Source organism: Candidatus Rhodobacter oscarellae, from assembly GCF_001078595.1.
Lineage (GTDB): Bacteria > Pseudomonadota > Alphaproteobacteria > Rhodobacterales > Rhodobacteraceae > Rhodobacter_B > Rhodobacter_B oscarellae.
The window spans coordinates 896,661-918,618 of record NZ_LFTY01000002.1; the positions used below are offsets into that span (position 1 = coordinate 896,661).

The 21,958-nt window shown below is 56.0% G+C and carries 19 protein-coding genes, 1 tRNA gene and 1 pseudogene; 15 read left to right on the forward strand and 6 right to left on the reverse strand.

The annotated features are described in order from the left end of the window. Positions 1 to 6: 6 nt before the first annotated feature. Positions 7 to 1,833: a hypothetical protein gene (locus AIOL_RS09235; RefSeq protein ID WP_152912443.1), complete on the reverse strand. Its 1,827-nt coding sequence runs from the start codon at positions 1,831 to 1,833 to the stop codon at positions 7 to 9. A gap of 82 nt (positions 1,834 to 1,915) precedes the next feature. Next, positions 1,916 to 4,045: a hypothetical protein gene (locus tag AIOL_RS09240; RefSeq protein WP_049642717.1), complete on the reverse strand. Its 2,130-nt coding sequence runs from the start codon at positions 4,043 to 4,045 to the stop codon at positions 1,916 to 1,918. A gap of 84 nt (positions 4,046 to 4,129) precedes the next feature. Between AIOL_RS09240 and AIOL_RS09245 the strand changes: the two genes are divergently transcribed. The 4 genes from AIOL_RS09245 to AIOL_RS26415 all read left to right on the forward strand — a co-directional run bounded on the left by AIOL_RS09245 (position 4,130) and on the right by AIOL_RS26415 (position 7,298). Then, positions 4,130 to 5,440 carry a hypothetical protein gene (locus tag AIOL_RS09245; RefSeq protein ID WP_049642718.1) on the forward strand — a complete coding sequence of 437 codons (1,311 nt, stop codon included), beginning with the start codon at positions 4,130 to 4,132 and terminating at the stop codon, positions 5,438 to 5,440. Then, a complete protein-coding gene (locus tag AIOL_RS09250) occupies positions 5,437 to 6,309 on the forward strand; it encodes a hypothetical protein (protein ID WP_049642719.1) in 873 nt (290 codons plus the stop codon). The genes AIOL_RS09245 and AIOL_RS09250 overlap by 4 nt, the downstream gene beginning before the upstream one ends. A gap of 95 nt (positions 6,310 to 6,404) precedes the next feature. Next, a complete protein-coding gene (locus AIOL_RS26410; protein ID WP_394298937.1) occupies positions 6,405 to 6,701 on the forward strand; it encodes a helix-turn-helix domain-containing protein in 297 nt (98 codons plus the stop codon). A gap of 24 nt (positions 6,702 to 6,725) precedes the next feature. After that, complete coding sequence (locus AIOL_RS26415; RefSeq protein ID WP_394298938.1) at positions 6,726 to 7,298, forward strand: transposase; 573 nt, start codon at positions 6,726 to 6,728, stop codon at positions 7,296 to 7,298. 164 nt (positions 7,299 to 7,462) lie between these two features. On the opposite strand, the gene AIOL_RS09260 is transcribed toward AIOL_RS26415, so the two are convergent. Next, positions 7,463 to 9,535 (reverse strand): BTAD domain-containing putative transcriptional regulator, encoded by a 2,073-nt coding sequence (locus tag AIOL_RS09260; RefSeq protein WP_152912445.1) that lies wholly within the window; start codon positions 9,533 to 9,535, stop codon positions 7,463 to 7,465. A gap of 66 nt (positions 9,536 to 9,601) precedes the next feature. On the opposite strand from AIOL_RS09260, the gene AIOL_RS25480 reads away from it, so the two are divergent. The 8 genes and pseudogenes from AIOL_RS25480 (at position 9,602) to AIOL_RS09290 (ending at position 16,722) form a co-directional block, all read left to right on the forward strand. Continuing rightward, positions 9,602 to 9,769, forward strand: a complete 168-nt coding sequence (locus tag AIOL_RS25480; RefSeq protein WP_160314444.1) for a hypothetical protein — start codon at positions 9,602 to 9,604, stop codon at positions 9,767 to 9,769. A gap of 31 nt (positions 9,770 to 9,800) precedes the next feature. Then, positions 9,801 to 11,357 carry a cysteine synthase gene (locus tag AIOL_RS09265; RefSeq protein WP_326973093.1) on the forward strand — a complete coding sequence of 519 codons (1,557 nt, stop codon included), beginning with the start codon at positions 9,801 to 9,803 and terminating at the stop codon, positions 11,355 to 11,357. Further along, positions 11,339 to 12,784 (forward strand): pyridoxal phosphate-dependent decarboxylase family protein, encoded by a 1,446-nt coding sequence (locus tag AIOL_RS09270; RefSeq protein WP_053101225.1) that lies wholly within the window; start codon positions 11,339 to 11,341, stop codon positions 12,782 to 12,784. The genes AIOL_RS09265 and AIOL_RS09270 overlap by 19 nt, the downstream gene beginning before the upstream one ends. A gap of 82 nt (positions 12,785 to 12,866) precedes the next feature. Then, positions 12,867 to 14,018, forward strand: coding sequence for a cysteine desulfurase family protein (locus AIOL_RS09275; protein WP_082152791.1), 1,152 nt, complete (start codon positions 12,867 to 12,869; stop codon positions 14,016 to 14,018). Positions 14,019 to 14,211: 193 nt separating this feature from the next. Beyond that, positions 14,212 to 14,562, forward strand: coding sequence for a DsrE family protein (locus tag AIOL_RS09280; RefSeq protein ID WP_049642722.1), 351 nt, complete (start codon positions 14,212 to 14,214; stop codon positions 14,560 to 14,562). Between the two features lie 143 nt (positions 14,563 to 14,705). Continuing rightward, positions 14,706 to 14,816 (forward strand): annotated as a pseudogene (locus AIOL_RS25865) (IS6 family transposase); the annotation flags it as partial. Between the two features lie 17 nt (positions 14,817 to 14,833). Then, positions 14,834 to 15,478 carry an aspartate/glutamate racemase family protein gene (locus AIOL_RS09285; RefSeq protein WP_049642723.1) on the forward strand — a complete coding sequence of 215 codons (645 nt, stop codon included), beginning with the start codon at positions 14,834 to 14,836 and terminating at the stop codon, positions 15,476 to 15,478. Between the two features lie 11 nt (positions 15,479 to 15,489). Beyond that, complete coding sequence (locus AIOL_RS09290; RefSeq protein WP_160314446.1) at positions 15,490 to 16,722, forward strand: NAD(P)-binding domain-containing protein; 1,233 nt, start codon at positions 15,490 to 15,492, stop codon at positions 16,720 to 16,722. 116 nt (positions 16,723 to 16,838) lie between these two features. On the opposite strand, the gene AIOL_RS09295 is transcribed toward AIOL_RS09290, so the two are convergent. After that, positions 16,839 to 16,915 (reverse strand) — tRNA-Ile (locus AIOL_RS09295). Between the two features lie 54 nt (positions 16,916 to 16,969). Continuing rightward, complete coding sequence (locus AIOL_RS09300) at positions 16,970 to 17,611, reverse strand: thermonuclease family protein (protein WP_049642725.1); 642 nt, start codon at positions 17,609 to 17,611, stop codon at positions 16,970 to 16,972. A 137-nt stretch (positions 17,612 to 17,748) separates the two neighbouring features. Here AIOL_RS09300 and purM point away from each other — a divergent pair, with 137 nt between their 5' ends. The 3 genes from purM (at position 17,749) to rnd (ending at position 20,615) form a co-directional block, all read left to right on the forward strand. Beyond that, on the forward strand, positions 17,749 to 18,798 hold the full coding sequence (gene purM / locus AIOL_RS09305; protein WP_049642726.1) for a phosphoribosylformylglycinamidine cyclo-ligase: 1,050 nt from the start codon (positions 17,749 to 17,751) through the stop codon (positions 18,796 to 18,798). Beyond that, positions 18,795 to 19,391 (forward strand): phosphoribosylglycinamide formyltransferase, encoded by a 597-nt coding sequence (purN, locus tag AIOL_RS09310; protein ID WP_049642727.1) that lies wholly within the window; start codon positions 18,795 to 18,797, stop codon positions 19,389 to 19,391. Before purM ends, purN begins: the two co-directional genes overlap by 4 nt. A gap of 69 nt (positions 19,392 to 19,460) precedes the next feature. After that, entirely contained in the window at positions 19,461 to 20,615 is a 1,155-nt protein-coding gene (gene rnd, locus AIOL_RS09315; protein WP_049642728.1) for a ribonuclease D, read from the forward strand. Between the two features lie 155 nt (positions 20,616 to 20,770). On the opposite strand, the gene AIOL_RS09320 is transcribed toward rnd, so the two are convergent. Further along, positions 20,771 to 21,916 (reverse strand): OmpP1/FadL family transporter, encoded by a 1,146-nt coding sequence (locus tag AIOL_RS09320; RefSeq protein ID WP_082152501.1) that lies wholly within the window; start codon positions 21,914 to 21,916, stop codon positions 20,771 to 20,773. Positions 21,917 to 21,958: the final 42 nt, after the last annotated feature.

The window sequence follows — 21,958 nt, forward strand, 5'->3', positions numbered from 1 at the left end:
ATCGTGTTACGGGCGCTTAATTTTTCGCACTCTCCCCGCTGGACCCTGGGGTTTGCTCGTACCTGATGGAGGCGCGCTACCTGTACCAGCGTTGGTCGGGGCGCCAATATCTGAGTTTGAGCCATCTTGATCCCTAAGAACCGCCCGCATCTGATCAACAAGCGAAGTGGGGAACTTGAACATCCGTGTCTCGCGGGTCTCATCAAGAACATAATTACCCTCGCCACGCGCGGTGATCCACTCCACAGCGTGTTCGAACAAAAGGCGGTTTTGCCGGTCCTGCGGTTCCTGCACCATTTGGAGGTCAGCCTCCTTTGGGTCGTCGTTCCGATGTGCCAACATGTATTGGACAGAGCGCACGAGTTGAGACTTGCCGACGTTTGTACCGATCAAAGCACAAAGGAGAATGAGTGCATCGATTGCAATCGCAAGCGCCAGAGCGAGGTAAGCAAGGGGGTCCTTATCCACAAACAAGGCGGCCTGCGTCTTGGCGAATGGATGTGCATTTGGGCCGCGGCTTTGAGCTATCTGAAATAAATTATCTTGCATCGCCGTAATGTCCGGGTCAACGATCTGAGCGCGCGAGATACACATCGCGCCAAATTCGTTCATCTGCGCAAAACTCAGGCCCTTTCCAATGACCTTCTGCATGTCGCAATCCTGGCGCAGCGTGTCGAGTATCTTTGCTTGATCGCCGATTTTCTGGATCTCTCCAACCAACGCTGAACCACGGCAAGTTGGGATGACCGAGGGGTCTGCAGCCTTTGAATCAATCAGTTTCTGACGAAGGTCGTCGCATTCCGAAACCGTCTCGTTGAACTTGCTGAAATCCAATCCAGCAAAGCGGTTCAACTTCTCTTCGATCGTAGCGACGTTGCCGAGCACGGGCTGATCCAGTTTGGCGTCGATGAGCGCGAGATCTCGATCGATTTCTTTTACTCGAGCGTTGTAGACAGCCTTTTCACCGTTAAGCCGTGCCAACTCTGCGCCTTGGATGCTGGAATTTGCAACGTCGTCAACCTCGCGCTTACGCGCGGCCTCTACTTCGACAGCGCGACTTAGATTGGCTTCGAGCCCAATCAAATCCCGCCTTTGATCTTCCATTTCCTCTTCAATGTCTTTGCATTTGGGTCCACATCCGCCGCGACTCGCTTCATCATCTCGGCGCAATTGGTTGGCATCAATTGCGTTGGTTAATTGAACTATATCGTCTTCTAACCTCTCCCGAGCGGCTTTCGCGTCGTTTAATCGTGACTGCAATTGGGCGACCTGCGCAGCGAATGATTCGTTTGAAGTGGTGGCAGCAATGATTTCCGCCTCGACACGTAGGAGTTCCGTTTCTTGCGCCAAGCGCTCGCGTAGTTTTTCATCCCGCTCGTTCCGGGCCGCGGTTTCCAGTTTTTGCGGCGCAGCTCGAGCGAGGCTCAAGACTTCCGATATGTTCTGGATCCATGCCTGCGTAGGATCATCAGCCACAAAGTTTCCCTTTTGAGCGGCGAGATTGGCTTCGACTTTGTCCTCGAGTTCTACCTCTAACGAGTTCAACAGGCTCCGCATGCGCAACTTGGCAGATTCATCGCTACGACCGTTGTCAATTGCCACGTAGAGAGACGCGAAAGAGAAAAAGACCGAAACGCTCGCGCAAGTCAAAAAGACGATCGCGCCTACGGAAATGTAGCCAAAGCCGCGCCGCCAGTTCTGGCCAAGCCACCAACTGATTGCGAACAAGAGGCTTTGAATGCCGAATGTGCCTCCTGCGGAAACAAGGAAAAACTCGGTAAAACTGTTAAGCCCCAAGTAAGTCGTTACAGCAGAGGCCACCGAAAGAGCCAAGGATGCGATGAATAGGACCGTGGTGACAATATGCCCCGGACGAAAATAGATTGATAAATTTCTCACCACATGCGATTTCCCGTCAGGTGACGCTTTCTGGCGCTGCTCTCTGTTTTAACATATCCAACAGCTCCTTTGCGAGTGCCGTGCCAACTTCGCGTTCGTACCAGTGAAACTGGCTTCCTTTGACCGTGGGCACCGACATGTCGTGAGGAAGTGCTCCATTCTTCGTGTAGGTTTCAACTAAATCCTCAGTTTTCGTCGAAATACTTAGTCTGTCCAACAGGCTCTGTAAGGCGCTGAAGTCTTGCACATGATCATTAACGAACCAACTTTGAATAACAGTTTTTGTCGTTTCCAAGTCGAACTCACCCTCTTTGTCTTGTTCGCTCAAAATTCTTGAAATTGTGTCGGCAGTTTTCTTTCGGACATGTTCGCGCAAGACCTCGTGAAGTATAGATATGTCGTTTTCCAACTCAGAAACGCCACTTCGCGGGCGTTTGACGTTCTTAACGCCCTTGTTCACAAATAACTTTGAATCCTTACCGGCCTGCAGCGCTATCTTCTCGACAGTATCCCATAAATGATCACGTGCCAACAGCGCTGCCAACCGATCTGTTAGTGGTTGAAACTCATTGACCGCTTCCACAGCCAGTATCCGAGCGGGGCTTCCCTTGTCTTGCGTTAACTTAGCTAACCTGTCTTTATTGCGTGCAAACTGCTTCAGGAAAATTCGCGGGTTTTCTCGATCAAATTCAACACCGAGTTTGATCATTTCAACCGCATCTCCGTTCAACACTGCTTCGTAGAGGCTCCATGCGTACTGTTTCGGTATTGCACACCATGCTTCAACTGTAATCGGCAAGACTCCAGATGAGGCGGTCAGCGTTTCCGTAAGAATCGCTGTTGAAAGTTCACGAATGATCTCTTCACTCGCTTCATTATCAAACTGTATTTCGGCGTGGAACTCTGCATATTCGGCAAACTTGGGATGCTTCAGTGCAAAGAACAAACTGGGGCGGTCGATAAAATGATCGACTGAATAGGGAATGATTTCGACATTTTGCGGCGTCGAGTACAAGAATTTGCAAAGTTCAAAGCACGCGAACTGAAGCGGATGGCTAAGTTGCTGCGTGCTGCTCTCTCGCGGCATGACCAAGTTATCCTGAACGCGGTCTAAAAGCGATAAATTGCGGTTGCGATTTGCCATGAGTTCGTCATGCAAATAAGTGCGGACCTTGCGGGTCTCCTGCGTAAATCGGCCGCCGCCGAGGTGGCAAAGCACCAACAACCCATGCGAATTCTGAAATTTAAGCCGATTATCTACCCAATACTCCAACACGCAATCTTCACGTGTGGTAATTGCGATACGGTCCAAAAAGCCGATTCCGAGCGGGTCGCCGTTGGGGTCTGTCCTGACCATTTTCCTGGTTACAGACAGTCCTGATACTTCCGGATTCAACCTGATGGGTTCGAATTCTTGTGTCGTGCGGATCGCTTCTTGGTCCGCGAGTAATGGGCAAACATCCGCTGATGCCAAGAAGTGCTCAAAATGCAAATCGAACTCTTCGCCGACATCGACATCATCGTCATATAGCTGCGCTGTGAGAGTCAGCTTCATCAACTCGTCGGCGACGATGGACCGAACTTCGCTTTCAGTCTCGCTGTCGTCTGGAAGGTCGATCCGAGATGTTGTGATACGAATACGCGGCGTGAACGCTATGTTTCCAAGCGGTTTTCCGGGGCGGAGTTTTGCAGCTGAAGTCTCTGAAACGTATGAAATTACTTCTGGGTTGTCTTCCAGCCATTCATAGTCAGGTCCTATACTTTCCAGCTGCAATTCAGGCGTCTCGGCAGCAGTCACATGCCAAGCCGTTCGCGTGATCATTTGTGCGCCGCTATAGCTTTCGCCCGACGCGTCTAAGTTGATAACGATAGGTGGGAAGGTTCGATCAAAACGCGAGTCTTTTGTGACCGGCGCAATTTTGACTTGGTCGGTTTCGCGCAGATTCAGTGGGACAACCGCAATGATCTGGCTTTCGTCTGAGTTTATGTTAGGCGCTACGCATAGGACACGCGATTGCCGGTCGTGTTTGGCCGACCCCTCAAAACGCCATGCGGCAATCAAGTGGTCCGTATCGCTTTCAACGTCGGGTCGCCCAACGATCAAAAGTGCGCGGTTTTGGTCAATCTTGTCGAAATAAAACTGCATGCAAAATAAAGTAATTGGTTGATACTCTGTGTCTACAGTACACTAAACGCGTCAGTCATTTTTTAAAAGAAACATAACGTCTGTATGGCAGAGCAACAGTCAAATGCGCCGAATGAGGAACCAAACGACGATGATGTCCGCTGGCGCAAGTCGGACGTGCACGCGGAAGAAGTTGAGCCTAGCCAGGCCAAAAGCACCGATGAGCCGGGAATAGACGAAAGCGAAAGCAAGCGCCGGCCTGATTTTGAAGAGCCGGCAATAAAAACAGAGCTAGAAACCGAAGCCGGCAAAAAAGCAACAGTAACTTTTGTTGGGCCAACTCAGTCTGGAAAGTCTCATATCCTCGCGGCGATCGGATTCTCTGGGAAGGTTGGTGATGACTTGAGGCACCCCAACGGACCCAATCGGGTGTCCAGAGGAAGTTTTACGCTCGAGGGAGAAGATGGCTCGCTGGCTACCCCAGAAGTGCGAGCCCTTCGGGACCGCTTCGATGAGATGTTGCTCGCAAAACCATCTGGCAACACGGCTACCCAGGAACTCATTGAATATCAGATGACAATATCTGTTACGGTGTTTGACGGCGTGGACACGCAAAAGGAAAATAACGGTTGGGGATGGCCCAGGAAAGAGGCGGTTCTTGACGAAAGGCCTGAGCCGGAACACAAACGAACAATCTTTAAGGTCATAGACGGTCGTGGTGGCGACCTGACCATGGGCAGGTACCGGTACGAACTCCAAAAAGAAGAAAGAAATTTCATCCACGCGCATTACGACGCGCTTCTTGACTCAATTGGAGCGGTGATTTGTTTGCCATGGCGCAGCCGCCACGCAGATAAGGATGACCATGAGGATGAAATTCAAGATCGAGAGATTGACGGGCTTGAAAATCTGTTCAAGCAGCAAGCTTTTGCCAATGAGACCAAGTTAGAGCACATCGCCGTTTGTCTGTCGAAATATGAGCTAGCCTTTCTGAACTTGGGTCGAAACGCCTATAAAAATGCGACAAGTTCAGAGGCCGCGATGCGACGCATTCGCAAATCTGGCTACACCGAAACGTTTTTTGCGCTGGAAGAGTTGCAAAGCGCCGTAGCAAACCGAAGGAATTTGAAGGTCTACGTGTTCCCCTGCTCGACTTACGGGTTTGTCGGCGGCAACGGCGCGTCGAACTTTTACCCTGCCAAAGACTTCCAGGGCCTGCTGACTCGCCAGATTCACGCGGCTGACCACGTGGCGAATGCGGAGCTTCGTGACCATTTCCCTGATCCTTTGCCGTCGAAGGTGCCACAGTCACTTTGGTACCCCTTTAACTTGGGATCCCCTTTTTATTTCGCTGCCACGGGTTTGGTGACCGGACCGCTGGCCTTTGATCTTGCTGATGTGTTAGGTGCCCCATGATACACGGTCACTTTATTAAGGAAGACTCGGCTGACAAATTTGAGCCGGCGATTAAGGGTGATCCGTACGACATAAATCTCTTCAGATTTCACAGTTTTACTTACGGTAAGCTTATGCAGGGCAACGATCCTAATGGCGTGATCGTAGGCAAGTACGAGCATCGATTCACGGGGATAACTAAAGGCGCTTCGGAGGAGCTTGTTTATCAGTGCAGGCTGGCGAATTTGCTTCCCGGTTGGATCGACGCCAAAGCAAGTGTTTTGCCGCAGTGGCAATCGGTCGGCGGGTTCATTTTTCGAACCATTGATGTCGATGGTGCCCCTTATCATGCTTTCGCTCGAATAATGCCCTGGGCCGAAGACGGCACGCGGGCACAAAGCCGAACATTTTCACATATGGTTTGCTGGTGCAGTCCGGCAGACGAGCGGGTTATTGCGGTAGCTCCAATCATTGTAAGACGCTTGTTCCAACCGCTTTGTGCTGAAACCAAAGATCCGAATGTCTTGCCAATTGTCGAGACCTTGTCGGATCGTGAAGCTCTCCCAAAGGTAGAGTATTCGGTCAATAACCATATCCAGGACTTATATGATTGGTGGCGCATCCTGGTCCAAAAAGAGAACCAGGCCGAGATATTTGAGGCAGTCGAAAATGGGGTGCCGGATGTGGATGATGAGATTGACCTGGAGTTTCAGCCCACCCTCGAGACACTCCTCATTTCTCGCTATCTCAATGTGGGCGCAGAGGATTTCGGGCATAGTTTGAACTTTACCATTGGTATGCAAGAGGTTCCGGAAAATAGAAAAAACCCTTTTGACGTCCAGTACTACGGTTGCGGGACACCAAGTTACATTCGCGAGAGATGTGTTTAGCCTTAGAGCGCACGAATTGATCCGACATTTCTGCTCTTGTCGAGCACACCAAGGAGTGTAGATCAATAACAAGCATTGCATCCGAGAAACTGGAGATCATCCGCACCGTTGAGGGCTCCCATCTGCACGCAAAGCGGATCCTCGATATGCTGGGCATTCCCCGCAGTACCTTCTACCGCTGGTATGACCGATATGCTGAAGGCGGCTTTGATGCTTTGGCGGATCGCTCACCTCGTCCGAAATCTGTCTGGAACCGCATTCCTCAGGACAAACGCGACGATCTGATCGAGTTCGCATTGGAGTATGAGGCGCTGACGACGCGGGATTTAGCGGTCAAATACACAGACGAGAAGCGTTGTTCGGGGGAAACGCTCCACTGGGGCCTTTCCTGATCCCTCCAACTTTATCTCTGAATCATCGGCTGGGGGTGGTATTATCTTAGCACGATAATGGATGATTACAGCCGCTACATCATCTCTTGGAAGCTCTGCACAAACATGCGGGCCGAGGATGTGACGGACACGATCGGGTTGGCCTTGAAAGCTTCAGGCTGCGATCAGGCGGTTATGCGCCACAAGCCCCGCCTGCTCAGCGAGTTGCCCATTGAAGGCGCCATTGGTTCGAGCCCAATGGGCGACGGCTCGTGCTACATCTCTGGCGATCTCGCAAAATGGCTGAAGGATCAGAAAATGAGCCACGTTCGTGGGGCACCGTTCCACCCGCAGGCCCAAGGAAAAATTGAACGTTGGCACCAGACCATGAAGACCTGGGTTTTGCTGCAGAATTACTATCTGCCCGATGATCTCGAACGCCAGATCGGGGCCTTCGTCCAGTATTACAACAACCAGCGTTACCACGAGAGCCTGAACAACGTCACGCCCGCCGACGTCTACCTCGGGCGCGACAAAGCCATTCTCAGAGAAAGGGAAAAGATCAAGAAATTGCCACTCCGAACGCTCCGCTTGCAACACCAAAAACAAGCAGCATAATCAATCACACAAACGAACCAGAGCCTCCAATGCTCAAGCTGCTCTGACGTCCCACTTTACATGACGACGACAGTACTTTTTTACGGATTTTTGGCTACCAATTTAGATCGCGACGGGTCAGATTTCTTTGTTTTTGATGAGTTTGCCACCTAACCCGCCTGAATCTATGACAAACCTGCCTTCTGCAGCCCCGAAATGTAGACATTGATCTGTTCTGGGTCCGTTAGATAGAACAGCCGTTCGCGCACAAAATCACATGAGATTCCTGGGCGCTGACGTAGCAAATCATCAATCGCGCTGCGGGCCTGATCTAGCTGCCCCATATGCGCAAGTGCTGCGGCACGGATGGCGGTCGCCCAATAATGCGCATTGGGAACCGCTTCGGCCTCAGTGGCCCATTTGGCGGCAGACTCATAGTCGCCTTTAAACAAGAATGCAGTGGCACCATAATTCAAAAAAGCCCAACGGTAGGGGTCCGACGGGCTGATCCGAACGGCTTCCTCGAAGCACGCGATCGCTTCATCAAGCTGTCCGGAGTAAGCCATAGAATCCCCGAGGCCGCAGTGTGCTTGCGCCATGCCAGGATTGAGATCAATTACAGACTTGAGATCGGTGATTGAGCGGCCATAGTCTCCGCGGGCCAAACGCACGCGACCAAGTGCAAACCTTGCAACTGCGTCATCCGGCTCCAAACGCGCCGCTTTGATTGCGAAGCCTTGTGCTTCTTCCAAAAGGTCAGCAACGTTGTCGGCTTCAAAATAGATCGCCGAGATAACCATCGCGTAAGACAGCCTTGCATAGGCCAGCCCGAAGTTAGGATCGAGTTCTATAGCGCGTCGGAAATGCTGTTGTGCTGCTAAATTCGTTTTCGCGTCGAATTCGTACTGAATGGCTAGACCGCGGTGGTAGCACTCCCAGGAATTCATATCCTCGAGTGCCAACTCACGCATACTTCGACCGGCAAGTCGTTCAAGTTCAGCCTCCAACGACGCCGCGATAGTTGCCGATAGTTCGTCCTGTATATCAAAAAGATCGTCGCCGATCCGATCATAACGTGACGCCCAGACATAACGCCCGGATTTAGTTTCTGCCAATTGCACATTGAGGCGGAACTGTTGTCCTTGCGAACGGAGGGTTCCATGCACAATAAAATCGGCGTCATGACTTTCAGCGGCGTCATCCGTCAAGTTGGATTTCACATCAAGCCAACTGAACCGGGACAAGTTTGTCGTGATATCCGCCGAGAGGCCAGCGGTCAAAAAAGCTGCGTCTGTTTCCGCTCCAACCAGCTGAAACTGTGAAACACCGATGGAGGTTCTTGAAGACGTGTTGCCTTTTCTGCTTGGCGCCTCTGCTTTGGCGATCGGATCGGAAACCTTTGCACCACCCGTTTCACCTTTGATTTCGTTCACGACCTGCAACAGGCCGGGCCCGGCAGAAACCCCAAGCTCCTTTTGCAAGGTCGCGTTGTAAGCATTGAACTGTTTGATTGCTGCGGCACGTTCACCCTGTTGCGCCAGAATACGGATCAGCACAACTTGCCCCGCATCCCGAAGCGGATCGATGTTTACCAAGCGTCGCGCCAATTCTGTCGCACCGCGCGTGTCCCCAAGTTTGAGCTGCTGCTCTGCTGCGCGTTCAAGAACCGACAACGAGATCGTCGAAATCCGCTGCCGTTCCGATGCGAGCCAGTCGTCAAATTCCGCCTGCTGACCATAAAGCCCGTCAAGCAGCGGCCCAGACATCAGCGCTATGGCCTTTCTGGTGGCCTCAGGCGTGCCGCCTTGAGCGAAGGTTTCAAATTGATCGGCATCAACCTTCACGGCCTTAGGATCAAATCCAATCCTGTCCTGCGAGGTGATGAGAACATCTTCTCCCGACTCCGAGAGTGTCTTTTTCAACTTTGCGATGGCTTGACGCAGGCTTTGCCGGGCCTGATCGGTAAACCTGTCACCCCAAAATAGCGCCATGAGACGATCACGCGTCGGTGGCATTTCCATATTGAGCGCGAGGTAAGCGATGAGGCAGAGGGATTTGTTGCCAGCGATATCTATTGCGTCGCCCTGCGCGTTTTTCACTGAAAGTTTGCCAAATAGATTGATTGAAATCATGCGCCGCTCACTCCCCCAACTTGCAGCGTACACGCCCGACATGGGCTGAGCAATTGCCCAAAAGCCGCGAAAAACGAACGCAAAGCCTCTTTTTATGGAGAAATCACGCAGGAACTCACGTGGCAATCACGCCTGCGCACCATGTCGGCGTCAAACAGTTGGCATCAAGATACACCGAACGAGGAAAGCATTATGTTCATGACAAACCGGCACGAAAAGACGCCAGCACTGAAGACCGAAGACGTATTTGGTCCATACTCCCAATGGCCCAAACGTCGCCGCAAGACCACAGCGATCATCGTGGGTCTGACAGGTCTTGCAGCGATTATCGTGCACTGCGGTCTTCCATTGATCGCCTAATTATTAGAAACTTGGAACAAGGGAAATTCAAATGACCCAGGCATTTTCAATGAAACAACTTAAAGTCCACGACCCTGTCGGACGCCCGACAACGCAGGAGGCAAATCCAATGCCAGGCCCAAAAAACTCAATACTTGAAACCATCGGCAATACGCCCGTTGTTCGGGTCAATAACATCGGGCCAAAACATGTCGAGCTTTACGTGAAGCTTGAAGCGTTCAATCCTCTTGGCTCGGTTAAGGATCGGTTTGCATTGGCAGCCATCGAGGCCGCTGAAGCGAGCGGTGAACTGAAGCCCGGACAAACGGTGGTAGAGGCCACAAGTGGCAACACAGGCATCGGTCTTGCCATGGTTTGCGCCCAAAAGGGTTATCCCCTTGTCATCACCATGGCCGAGAATTTCAGCGTCGAGCGTCGCCAACTGATGCGGTTCCTGGGCGCCAGGGTCGTTCTGACTCCCGCCTCTGAAAAGGGGTCGGGCATGGTCGCAAAGGCAGAAGAACTGGCTGCGAAACATGGTTGGTACCTGGCGCGTCAGTTCGAAAACGAAGCGAATGCTGACATGCATTCCCGCACAACGGCCGTTGAGATCCTGAACGATTTTGGCGCTGGTGGCTTGGACTACTGGGTGACCGGATTTGGAACCGGTGGCACGTTGAAAGGTGTCGGCCGTGTTCTCAGAGAGCGCAGCCCTGATACGCAAATTGTTCTGACCGAACCGGACAATGTGCCAATTCTGTCAAGTGGTGTGCTTCAAGACCGCGACGACGCAGGCCGTCCTGCAAAGAGCCACCCCATGTTCCGTCCGCATCTGATGCAGGGCTGGTCGCCCGATTTCATTCCGAAGCTGGCCGAAGATGCGCAATCACAGGAACTGATCGACGCATTCCAACCCGTCGGGGGCGCCGATGCATTGCAAGCGGCACGCCAATTGGCAGCCAATGAGGGCATCTTTTGCGGCATAAGCAGCGGCGCAACATTTGCGGCAGCCCTGAAGGTCGCGGAACAAGCGCCAGCGGGTTCGAAAATCCTCGCTATGCTGCCGGATACCGGCGAGCGCTATATGACGACCACGCTGTTCGAAGATGTCGAAACGACGATGTCAGCGGAAGAGGTCGATATCTCGCGCTCGACCCAAGGCTACCGCTTCGACGTGTCCGGAGGCGGCGCAGCGGCGGCACCTGCAAAGGTCGAAACCAAGCCCGAGATCGTCGATCTGGTGGAAAAGACAATCCTGGAAAAGCCTGTGCTTATGTACGCCTTGGAGTGGTGCGAATTCTGCTGGTCGGTGCGCAAAATGTTTGACGCCGCCGGGATCGCTTACGAGACGGTTGATCTCGACTCGGTTGCTTATCAAAAGGACGGGCTGGGCACCGATATTCGCGCCGTCTTGCTTGATAAGACGGGCGCGCCAACGATCCCGCAAATATTCGTGGGCGGTGAGCATATTGGTGGTGCTACTGAAACGTTTGATGCGTTCAATGACGGTTCACTGAAGACGCGCTTGGCCAAGGCCGACGTCAAATTCGATCCCAACATGACCCGGGATGCCTATGGCTTCCTTCCAACATGGCTGCACCCGCGGTGAGACAGGATCATATCAAAGTGAGTAAGCAACTCCCGCTGGAGCGCGCTGCCGCCTATGGCCAGACCTTTCGGTGTCAACCGCGCCCATTGCATCCGACAGCCACCACGCAGCAGCTTCGAGATCAGTTCTGTAAGCCTCTGCCCGAGATGCCTACTCCGGGCGAGGCGGTGATCGATCAATTGATAGCTGCTGCCGAACCCGGCTTGGTCGGAAACACCGATCCGAATTTCTATGCTTGGGTTATGGGTGGGTCTGACCCTGTGGGCGTTGCTGCGGACTGGCTGACATCTATTTGGGGGCAAAACGCGGCGATCTTTCAAACATCGCCCGCAGCCGCGATTGCCGAAGAGGCCGTGAGCGAGTGGCTTCTCGATCTTCTTGATTTGCCGCGCTCGTGTTCGGTTGGGTTTGTAACGGGCGCGACAATGGCGGGGTTTGTTGCCTTGGCTGCCGCACGCACGACAGTCTTGGCCCGACAAGGCCATGATTTCGAACAAAACGGTCTTCAAAGCGCGCCGCTTATTCAAATCTACATTAGCGACGATAGTCACGCATCAAACCTTGCTGCCCTACGTCACCTCGGCTTTGGAGAGGCCAATCTTGTGCGCATTCCATCCGATGCTGATGGGCTTATGTCGACTGAAGACCTCAAAATGGCGATGGTGCAAACCGTTGGCCCCAAAATTATCATTGCAACGGCCGGTCATATCAATTCCGGCGGATTTGAGAATTTCGAGCTGATTGCCGACCTAGCCCAAGAGCACAACGCTTGGCTGCATGTTGATGGCGCATTCGGGCTTTGGGCGCGCGTACTTCCGGAAATGGCGCATCTGACGCGCGGACTGGAGCGGGCTGACAGTTGGTCGGTGGATGGGCATAAGTGGCTACAAATCCCTTACGATTCCGGGTTCGCAATTGTCAAAGATGCGCAAGCGCACAAACGAGCGATGGACATATCTGCGGGTTACTTGAACCAAGCCGATGAGGACGGGCGCAATCCGACCGAGTTTAACCCCGAATTGTCGCGCCGGGCGCGTGGATTTGCGGCTTGGGCCATCATGCGATCACTGGGGAAAAGCGGCATCCGCGATCTTGTCGCGGAGCACTGTGAATCCGCGCGTGGCTTGGCCGAACAAATTGACGCAATCCCGGGTGTTTATGTCATCGGCTCTGTTACGTTGAACCAGATCATCCTTGCTGTTTCGCACGAATTCGCTGACCCATGCGCAATGACAAAAAGCTTGGCCGGAATACTTAACTCCGATCACGGCGTGTTTGTTAGAACTGCCGAATGGAAAGGCCGAACCGTGTTGCGTTTTTCGCTTATCACCAAGGGAACTGGGGCAAGCCAAACGCAGTTCCTATCCAAGGCGATACGCAGCTCGTTGAAACAAGTTCTGGAAAACCCGGTATTTGCGAAGAATTAACAGCAAATTCACATGTAGCATACGCCGAATTGAGTGCAGCACGTTTGAATTGTCCCAAGACAACACATCAAAGGACATTCAGATGCGCGATTTTCTTGAGCCAACACCCATTGCGGCCAAAGCGGTCACCGACACAATGATCTATCTCGATCACAATGGCAGCACCCCGACCCATCCCGACGCGATCAAGGCCATGATGCCATTTCTTGCCAACGATTATGGCAATCCATCCAGCGGCCATTGGGCGTCACATTCTGCAAAAGCGGTCATCGAAAATGCGCGCGAAAGCGTCGCTAAACTGATCGCAGCAGAGCCTGATGAGATCGTTTTTACTTCCGGCGCAACCGAGGCCAACAACATGGCCATTAAGGGAGTTTGTTCTGCGAAGCCGGGCCACATCATTACCAGTGCGATCGAACATGATGCCGTTGCAAAGCCAGTCCGCGCGATGCGGGCGCAGGGGATGAAAGTGACTGTGGTGCCCGTCAGCTCAGACGGCATAGTCGACCCCCGCGCGGTCGAGGCTGCGATCACCGACAAAACACAACTGATTTCAATCATGTTGGCCAATAACGAAGTCGGCACAATTCAACCGATTGCGGAGATTGGAGAAATTGCCAATCGCAGATGTATTCCGCTTCATACCGACGCGGCGCAGGCCGTTGGAAAGATCCCGGTTGATGTAAAGTCGCTTGGCGTCGATCTTCTATCATTGGCCGGCCATAAGTTCGGAGCGCCAAATGGGATCGGTGCGCTCTATGTGCGACGCGGCCAAAAACTCACCCCTTTGCTGCATGGCGCAGGTCACGAAAATGGGCGCCGCGCAGGGACCGAATCCGCGCTTCTTGCATCCGGACTTGGGGCGGCGGCGCGGGTCGCTCATGACAAGAACCCAAACGCGATTAGATCAATGCGAGACTATTTTTGGGGCGCGCTTCAGCAAAAATTCGGCGCGAGGGTTGTCCTCAATGGGCACGTCCAGAAACGTGTTCCCAACACATTGAGCGTAAGTTTTCCTGGCTTTGTCGGGGCAGAAATCCTAGCGAAAATGCCTCATGTGGCGGCGACAACCGGCAGCGCATGTCACGCAGGTTGTGTGGACATGTCGCACGTTTTGATTGCCATGGGAAAGTCAATGGAAATCGGGGTTGGAACGATCCGGTTTTCGCTCGGACCCGAGACGACGAAGGCCGAAATTGATCACGTCGTCGCCAGGCTGGACTCTGCGATGTAGATATAAAAATCAATATGTTGCGATCAAAGACCGGCCCCCGTGGCCGGTTTTTTTGTAAGATACGACGGTCTCACGCTGAAATCACGCAATTGACGCAAAACTGCGGTCTGATTTCTCCCTGAACTTACTCTCATCTCACAGTGCTGGGGCAAATTGCAGTCATCGAAACACGCTATTCATTAGGAGAAAAACAATGGCATTTTTGATCAACAACGCTTGGGGAAACGACGACCTGGAAAAAGCAACCGTCGCATTCATAGTTGCCAACGCCGCAGCCGGAAAAGGCGCCGCGCGGATCTTTCTGGCAAACGCGGCTTTGAACCTCGCCGTCAACGGCAAGGCCGACGCCTGGCAAGCCGAGGGCTACGCGCCGATCATGGAACTGATCAACGGTTTCGTTGAAAAGGGCGGCGTTATCTGGGTCTGCAAGGCATGCGCCGATGTCAAAGGCATCTCGCAAGACGACCTGATTGACGGCGCAGAAATCGGTGGCGCCGGCCACACTATGGGCTTCCTCGAAGACGGTGGGCAGGTGCTGATGTAAAATCGCTCAATTCACTCAGCTCTGAGGCCAGATCATGCTTTGTGTGGTCTGGCCTCAGAACAACACCCCTCTTCAAAAGGCAGGAGGGTGCTGTCAGATTAAACCAGCTTGAGGCGTCGGACGCGAATTTGTCGCGTCGTCGGATGACAAAGCGCTCCCCACTCCGATACTTCAAAACCAGCCCAGAAATCATTCGGCTTGCGGTGATGATGTATGTTCGGTTGCCATTGTCACTTCGCAATGTTGAAGACCTTGGGAAAGGAACCATGCCATGCATATTGGATTGATCGGCGGGATCGGACCGGCAGCGACCCTGTCATACTACGACAAGCTTGTGCGTTCCTTTCAACGCGCGGAACGACCGCTGTCCCTGACCATCGCACATGCTGACATCAAAGTTCTGCTGGCCAATGCAACAGTCGACAACCGAGCCGTGCAAGGTGCCGTCTTGGCCGACCACGCTGACCGGCTAGGCGCGGCAGGATGCGACGTTGTGACGATCTCGGTGCTCACTGGGCACTTCTGCTTCCAAGAGGCGCAGAGTTTGACCTCGGTCCAACTGGTCAGCGCAATCGACCCGATTGATCGATTTTGTGAGGCTCAAGGCCTGAAGACCATCGGTCTGTTGGGCAGCCTATCCGTGATGGCAACACACCTTTACGGCCAACTTGGTGCGACAAGGACTGTCGTTCCCGAAGACTTCGACCAGGTCGGAATGACCTACATTGAAATGGCAATGTCTGGGCAGTATTCAGATGCCGCGCGAACGCTTTTCATCGAAGAGGGACGCAAGCTTTGCACTGAACAAGAGGCGGATGCCGTGCTGATGGCAGGCACTGATCTAGGCCTTGCCTTCAGCGGAATTGATCCAGATTATCGCGTCCTTGATGCTGTGGTCGACCTGGTACAGAGATGACACGGATCAACATGATCCAAGCGACCACGATCATCATCGGCGCGGGCCAATGCGGTCTTGCCGCCAGCGCTGCGCTAGAGGCACGCGGCATTGACAATATCGTGCTCGAACGCGGCCAGATTGCGAACAGTTGGCGCACCGAGCGATGGGACAGCCTGCGTATGCTGACGCCCAATTGGATGAACACCGTGAACGGTGAAAGGTACGTCGGCACTGATCCCGACGGGTTCATGACGGTTGCGGAATTACTATCAGAATTTGACAGCGCTGCTCAAAACCTCTCGGGCTCCATTTGGACGGACACCGAGGTCACGCGCCTGTCGCAGGACACCGAAGGCTTCAAAGCGGAGACCACCAGTGGAACCTTCCGATCTCAAAATGTCATTCTTGCCAACGGCGCGTTCGCCAAACCGCATATACCGACCTATGCGGTAGAAATCCCTGACAGGATCGCGCAATTCAACACTCAAACCTACAAGCGCGCAGATGACATTCCCAAAGGGCGCGTTTTGGTCATCGGCGCTTCCGCCTCAGGCGCGCAGATCGCAAACGAGCTCGCGAAGGCCGGACGGTCCGTGACCCTGTCGGCGGGACGTCACTTCAGGTTGCCACGCAGCTATCGCGGTCGCGATATCCTTTATTGGTTGACAGAAACCGGAATGTTGGATCGCCACTATACCAGCTTCGAAAATCTGCAAGCTGTGCGTCACGAGCCTTCGTTTCAACTGGTCGCGGGAGAGCAACTGGACATTAACACGCTGCAACGCGACGGTGTGCAGATTGTCGGACGTGTTGCAGGTATACAGGACGGCCTGATTGAATTGGACAACAATCGAGAGAAGGACTGCAGCACGTCGGACTCGGATCTTTTCGCGCTTCTGGCCGAGATTGATCGGTTCATTGAAGAAACAGATCACGACTGCCTTGCAATATCGCCCACTGCACCCGACCCAATACAGTTTTCGAGCCCTTCACTTGGCGTCTTCGATCTCAACACCGGTGAATTCGGGACGGTCATCTGGGCCAGCGGCCTCAAGCCAGATTATTCTTGGCTAGACTTACCTGTATTCGACGAGCACGGCACGCTCGTGCATGACGGTGGGTATGTCTTGCCCGGACTTTACGCACTTGGCCTGCCGTCAATGATCCGCCCTAGCTCGACATTCATTGGTGGCGCAATGAAGGATGCCAACGAAATTGCAGATCACTTGCTCCGACAAACGAGTGGGCTTCGAGGTGTTTGACCATCGCCTGGCAGCATGTCTCTGTAGCGAAACAGGTGGAATCTCTAAACAATGGCGATGTTAGGTTCAACGGATCTTAAAGCCACCCGTTGTCCGGCGTTAAGTCGTTGAAAATCTGGTAGGCCCGGCAGGACTTGAACCCGCAACCAAAGCGTTATGAGCGCTCTGCTCTAACCAATTGAGCTACAGGCCCGCCTGAATCGCATAGCTATCAGAAATTACGAGGCCGTCAATCGCTGCGGAATTGTCAGCGCCAATAGGGTGCGCGCCAGCCGGCGCGGCGGGCCTCGGCCTCGTTGCAGAACCAGCGCTCTCCTTTGGCGGTATTGATCCGCGTGCGCGAATACCACGGCGACCAGGGCGCGTGGTAAATGCGGCCATTCTTAGAGATGTTGCCTTTGATGGGGCAGCCCTCGGGGGCATCGTCAGCGCGCGCCGCCGCCGACCAACGCTCGGCGCGGAAATCCCAGGCGGTCTGATAATCCCCGGACCAGATGCCGAGTTTGCGGGACTTGGCGTCCAATTGCTGCTGGGCGTAGGCGTCCGAGAAGCGCAGGAAGGCCCAGGCCACGCCGCGTTCGACCAGCAGCTTGCCGATGTCCTCGCCGTTGACAACGCAGGTCGAGATGGCGCGCCCATAAGCGTCACGCCCGTGGATCACGCAGTCGACCCGGGCGCCGGTCAACAGCTCGGCCAGGGCGTCGGTCGCGGCCTTGCCGCAGGCCCACTTGCCGCATTTCTGCCCGTGCTCGGGGGCGTCTATGCCGTTGATGCGGTGGATCTCGCCGCGCATCTCGAAGGTATCACCGTCGATGACGCGCAGGTCTTGGGCCCCGGCCGGGCCAGCGGACCAGCACGCAAGAGCTGCAAGCACAAGAATCAATCGCATAGGGGCAATGGTACAGGAGAATCGGCCTGGATTTTAATCATTTGTTAACCTTGGTTAAGACGCGACCCGCCGCCCGTGCCGCATAGACACGCGCGCCGCCTTCCGATATCGGGGCGCAACCAAGCCGGAGGCGATCCATGAGCGAGCAGAAAAACGGGCTGACCTATGCACAGGCGGGCGTCGATATCGACGCCGGAAACGCCCTGGTGGAGCGGATAAAGCCCGCCGCCAAGCGCACCAACCGGGCCGGCGTTATGGCCGGGCTGGGCGGCTTTGGCGGGCTCTTTGATCTGAAGGCCGCCGGTTATGACGACCCCGTGCTGGTCGCCGCCACCGATGGGGTGGGCACCAAGCTGCGCATCGCCATCGACACTGGCTATTTCGACACCGTGGGCATCGACCTGGTGGCGATGTGCGTCAACGACCTGGTCTGCCAGGGCGCCGAGCCGCTGTTTTTCCTCGATTACTTCGCCACGGGCGCGCTGGACGTGGACGCCGCGGCGCGGGTCATCGAGGGGATCGCTGAGGGCTGCGTGGCCTCTGGATGCGCGCTGATCGGCGGTGAGACCGCCGAGATGCCTGGCATGTATGAGGCGGGGGATTTCGATCTGGCGGGCTTTGCGGTGGGCGCGATGGAGCGCGGCACGGCGCTGCCGGTGGGCGTGGCCGAGGGCGATATTCTGTTGGGGCTGGGCTCTAACGGCGTGCATTCCAACGGCTATTCGCTGGTGCGCAAGATCGTCGAGGTCGCGGGGCTCGACTGGGACGCAGATTGCCCCTGGGGCGAGGCGACGCTGGGCGCCGCCCTGCTGGCGCCGACGCGGCTTTACGTGAAACCCGCGCTGGCGGCGATCGCGGCGGGCGGCGTGCATGGGCTTGCCCATATCACCGGCGGCGGGCTGACCGAGAACCTGCCGCGGGTCTTGCCAGAGGGGCTGTCGATATGCGTCGACCTGAGCGCCTGGGAGCTGCCGCCGGTGTTCCGCTGGCTGGCCGGGCAGGGCGGGCTTGCCGATGCGGAGCTGCTGAAGACCTTCAACGCCGGGATCGGCATGGTCGTGGTGGTGGCGCCGGAGGCCGCAGAGGCCGTCGCGCATGCGCTGCGCGAGGCCGGCGAAAGCGTTGTCCCCCTGGGCCGCGTCGAGGCTGGGCAGGGCGGCGTGCGCTTCGAGGGCGCGCTGCTGTGACCAAGCGGGTCGCGATCTTTGTGTCGGGCGGCGGCTCGAACATGGAGGCCCTGCTGGACGACATGGCAAAGCCGGGCCACGCCGCCGTGCCGGCGGTGGTGGTGTCGAACAACCCCAGCGCGGGCGGGCTGGCCAAGGCCGCCGCGCGGGGGGTGGCAACAGAGGTCGTGGACCATCGCCCCTTCGGCGGGGATCGGCCCGCGTTCGAGGCCGCCTTGCTTGCACAGCTAGAGCCCCACGCGCCGGACATCTACTGCCTCGCGGGGTTCATGCGCGTGCTCACCGAGGGGTTCGTCCGCCAATTCTCGGGCCGGATGATCAATATCCACCCCTCGCTTCTGCCGCTCTATCGCGGGTTGCGCACCCATGCGCGGGCCTTGGAAGCGGGCGACGCGGAGCATGGCTGCACCGTGCATCTGGTCACGCCAGAGCTGGACGAGGGCCCCATTCTGGGCCAGTCCCGCATTCCGGTTGAACCCGGGGATACCGACGAAATTCTGGCCGCCCGGGTGCTGCGGCAGGAGCACATCCTGTACCCCGCGGTGCTGCGCCGTTTCGCGGTGGGCGACCACACGCCGATTTTCCTGCCCTAAGGCTTCCCATTCTCCGCAATTTTGCCTATAGCGGCTGGTACTTTAGGCCCTTTCGGTCATGGCGGCGGAATGAAAACACTCAAATCAACTGAAGAGCTTGCCGAGTTCTGTGCCCGTGCCAAGGACGGGCCCTATGTGACGATTGACACCGAATTCCTGCGGGAGCGCACCTATTACTCCAAGTTGTGCCTGGTGCAGCTGGCGCTGCCCGGTGACGACGGCGAGGCCGTGCTGCTGGATCCGCTGGTCGAGGGGCTGTCCCTGGCGCCGCTTTACGAGCTGCTGGTGGCGCCCGGCGTGGTCAAGGTGTTCCACGCCGCGCGCCAGGACCTCGAGATCTTCTTTATCGAAGGCGGGGTGATCCCCGAGCCTCTGTTTGACACCCAGGTCGCGGCGATGGTCTGCGGCTTTGGCGAGCAGGTGGGCTACGAGACCCTGGTGCGCAAGATCGCGCGGCAACCGCTTGATAAGACGTCGCGTTTCACCGATTGGTCGCGCCGCCCGCTGACCGATGCGCAAAAGACCTACGCCCTGGCGGACGTCACCCATCTGCGGGTGATCTACGAGGCGCTGGCCAAGCAATTGGCCGAGTCCGGCCGCACCCCATGGGTCGAGGAAGAGATGCAGGTCCTGCGCACGCCCGAGACCTATGTGGTCACCCCCGAAGAGGCCTGGCGGCGCATCAAGACCCGCACGAACTCTGCCAAGTTCATGAGCATGGTGCAGCATCTCGCCGAGTTCCGCGAGCGCTACGCGCAGACCAAAAACGTGCCGCGCAACCGGGTGTTCAAGGATGATGCGCTGCTAGAGCTGGCCTCGACCAAGCCCAAGTCGCATCAGGACCTGGGCCGCTCGCGCCTGCTGCTGCGCGAGGCGCGGCGCGGCGATATCGCTGACGGCATCCTGGCGGCGGTGGCCGCCGCGGCGAGCGCGCCGCCCCAGAAGCTGCCAAGATCGTCACGCCCGGCGGATAACGCGCCGGTGAACCCGGCGCTGGCCGACCTTTTGCGGGTGCTGCTGAAGGCCAAGGCCGAGAATGTGGGCGTGGCGCAAAAGCTTATCGCCACGGCCTCGGACCTGGACGCCATCGCCGGCGGCGAGCGCGACGGGTTGGCACTGACCGGCTGGCGGCGCGATGTGTTCGGCGCGGACGCGCTGCGGCTGTGCAATGGCGAGGTCGGCCTGGCGGTCAAAGGCGAAAAGGTCGACGTGATCGAGCTTTAACCCAGACCGCCGCTACGCGGGTGTCTGGGGCGCGCCCAAGGCCCGGCCCAATCCTTCCAAACGTACATGCGAGAGCGAAAAACCCCGCCCGGGTGAGGGGCGGGGTTCGGTACGACGGGCGCTATCGGAAAGGCCCTACGTTTCGTAGGCTGGGCTCAGAAGTTAAAGCCAATCTTCATCCCAACGCTAACCGCAGAGTTGTCGGTAAAATTGGCCCGAGCCGTGTCCGGAGTGCCGGTTTCGGGGCGGGCGTCGCCAAGCTTCGTATAGCGAACACCGCCAGAGATCGTCACGGCTTCGGTCTTGTATTGCGCCCCAAGGCCGATGGACCAATTTCCGTTCGACGGCGCGAGCGGCGAGACCAAATCATCAGTGCCCTCCGGCTCGTAGCCCACGCTGGCCGACACAGAGAACTGCTCGTTAATCTTGCGACCGACACCGACTGTGTAATTGAAAGAATCCTCAATGTCGCTGATGGAGGAGCCGGGGATCGTGGGGTCCACAGCGGCGTCAAAGCCCGTCGGTGAGATCTTAAGGTCCGACCATTTGGCGTATCGGACGGACCCGAACAGAAGGGTGTTCTCGTTGATGCCGGTCTGCACATCGAGGTTGATCGATGCCGGAGAAGTCACCGTCGTCGTCCCAGCAATCGTCGGGGGGAGTGGCGGTGACGGGAGGTTGGTTTCTACAAACGGCAAGTCGTGGTCGATCTTGGAGTTGTACGTCACGGCCACGCGCAGGGCGTATTCCGGGATCTCATAGGCGGCCCCGACGAGGAAGCCGGTTCCAGAGCCTTTGCTAAGGGCCACGTTGTAGCCGCTCAGGCCACCATAGGCGAGACCCGAGAGCGTGATGTCGCCTTCGATGCTCTGGTGACGCACACCCGCGTGGGCGCTGAAGCGTTCGTTGAACTTGTACCGCCCCACGGCGGTCAGCGACTGCGAGCTAGCAACTGCCGAGGTTCCGCCCAGAAGCGTGGCGGCCCCGGAGCCCGGGTAGGTGACGTCCGAGCCATAGGGCTCCTCGGCAATCAATGCGACAGAGATGCTGTCCGACAGATCCAACTTGATCCCGCCGCCGAAACTCCGAAAGCTGGCACCGACATTGCCGATTGGATTGCCAAGAAGGTCTGTGCCCGTGACGGAGGGGCTAGTGTTGGCGAAAGTGATCTCGGCATAGTTACCATCTTGAAAGATGATCCCGATCGGAAGGCCGGTTCTGTCAAGTCCGCCCGCATTGGCCAAATGGCCGGTAAGCAGTGCGGCGGATATCACTGTAGCTGTGAGTGGGTAGCGCATCATGTCCTCTTCCCAAGCATGATTTATGTTCTGCGCCCATTAAAC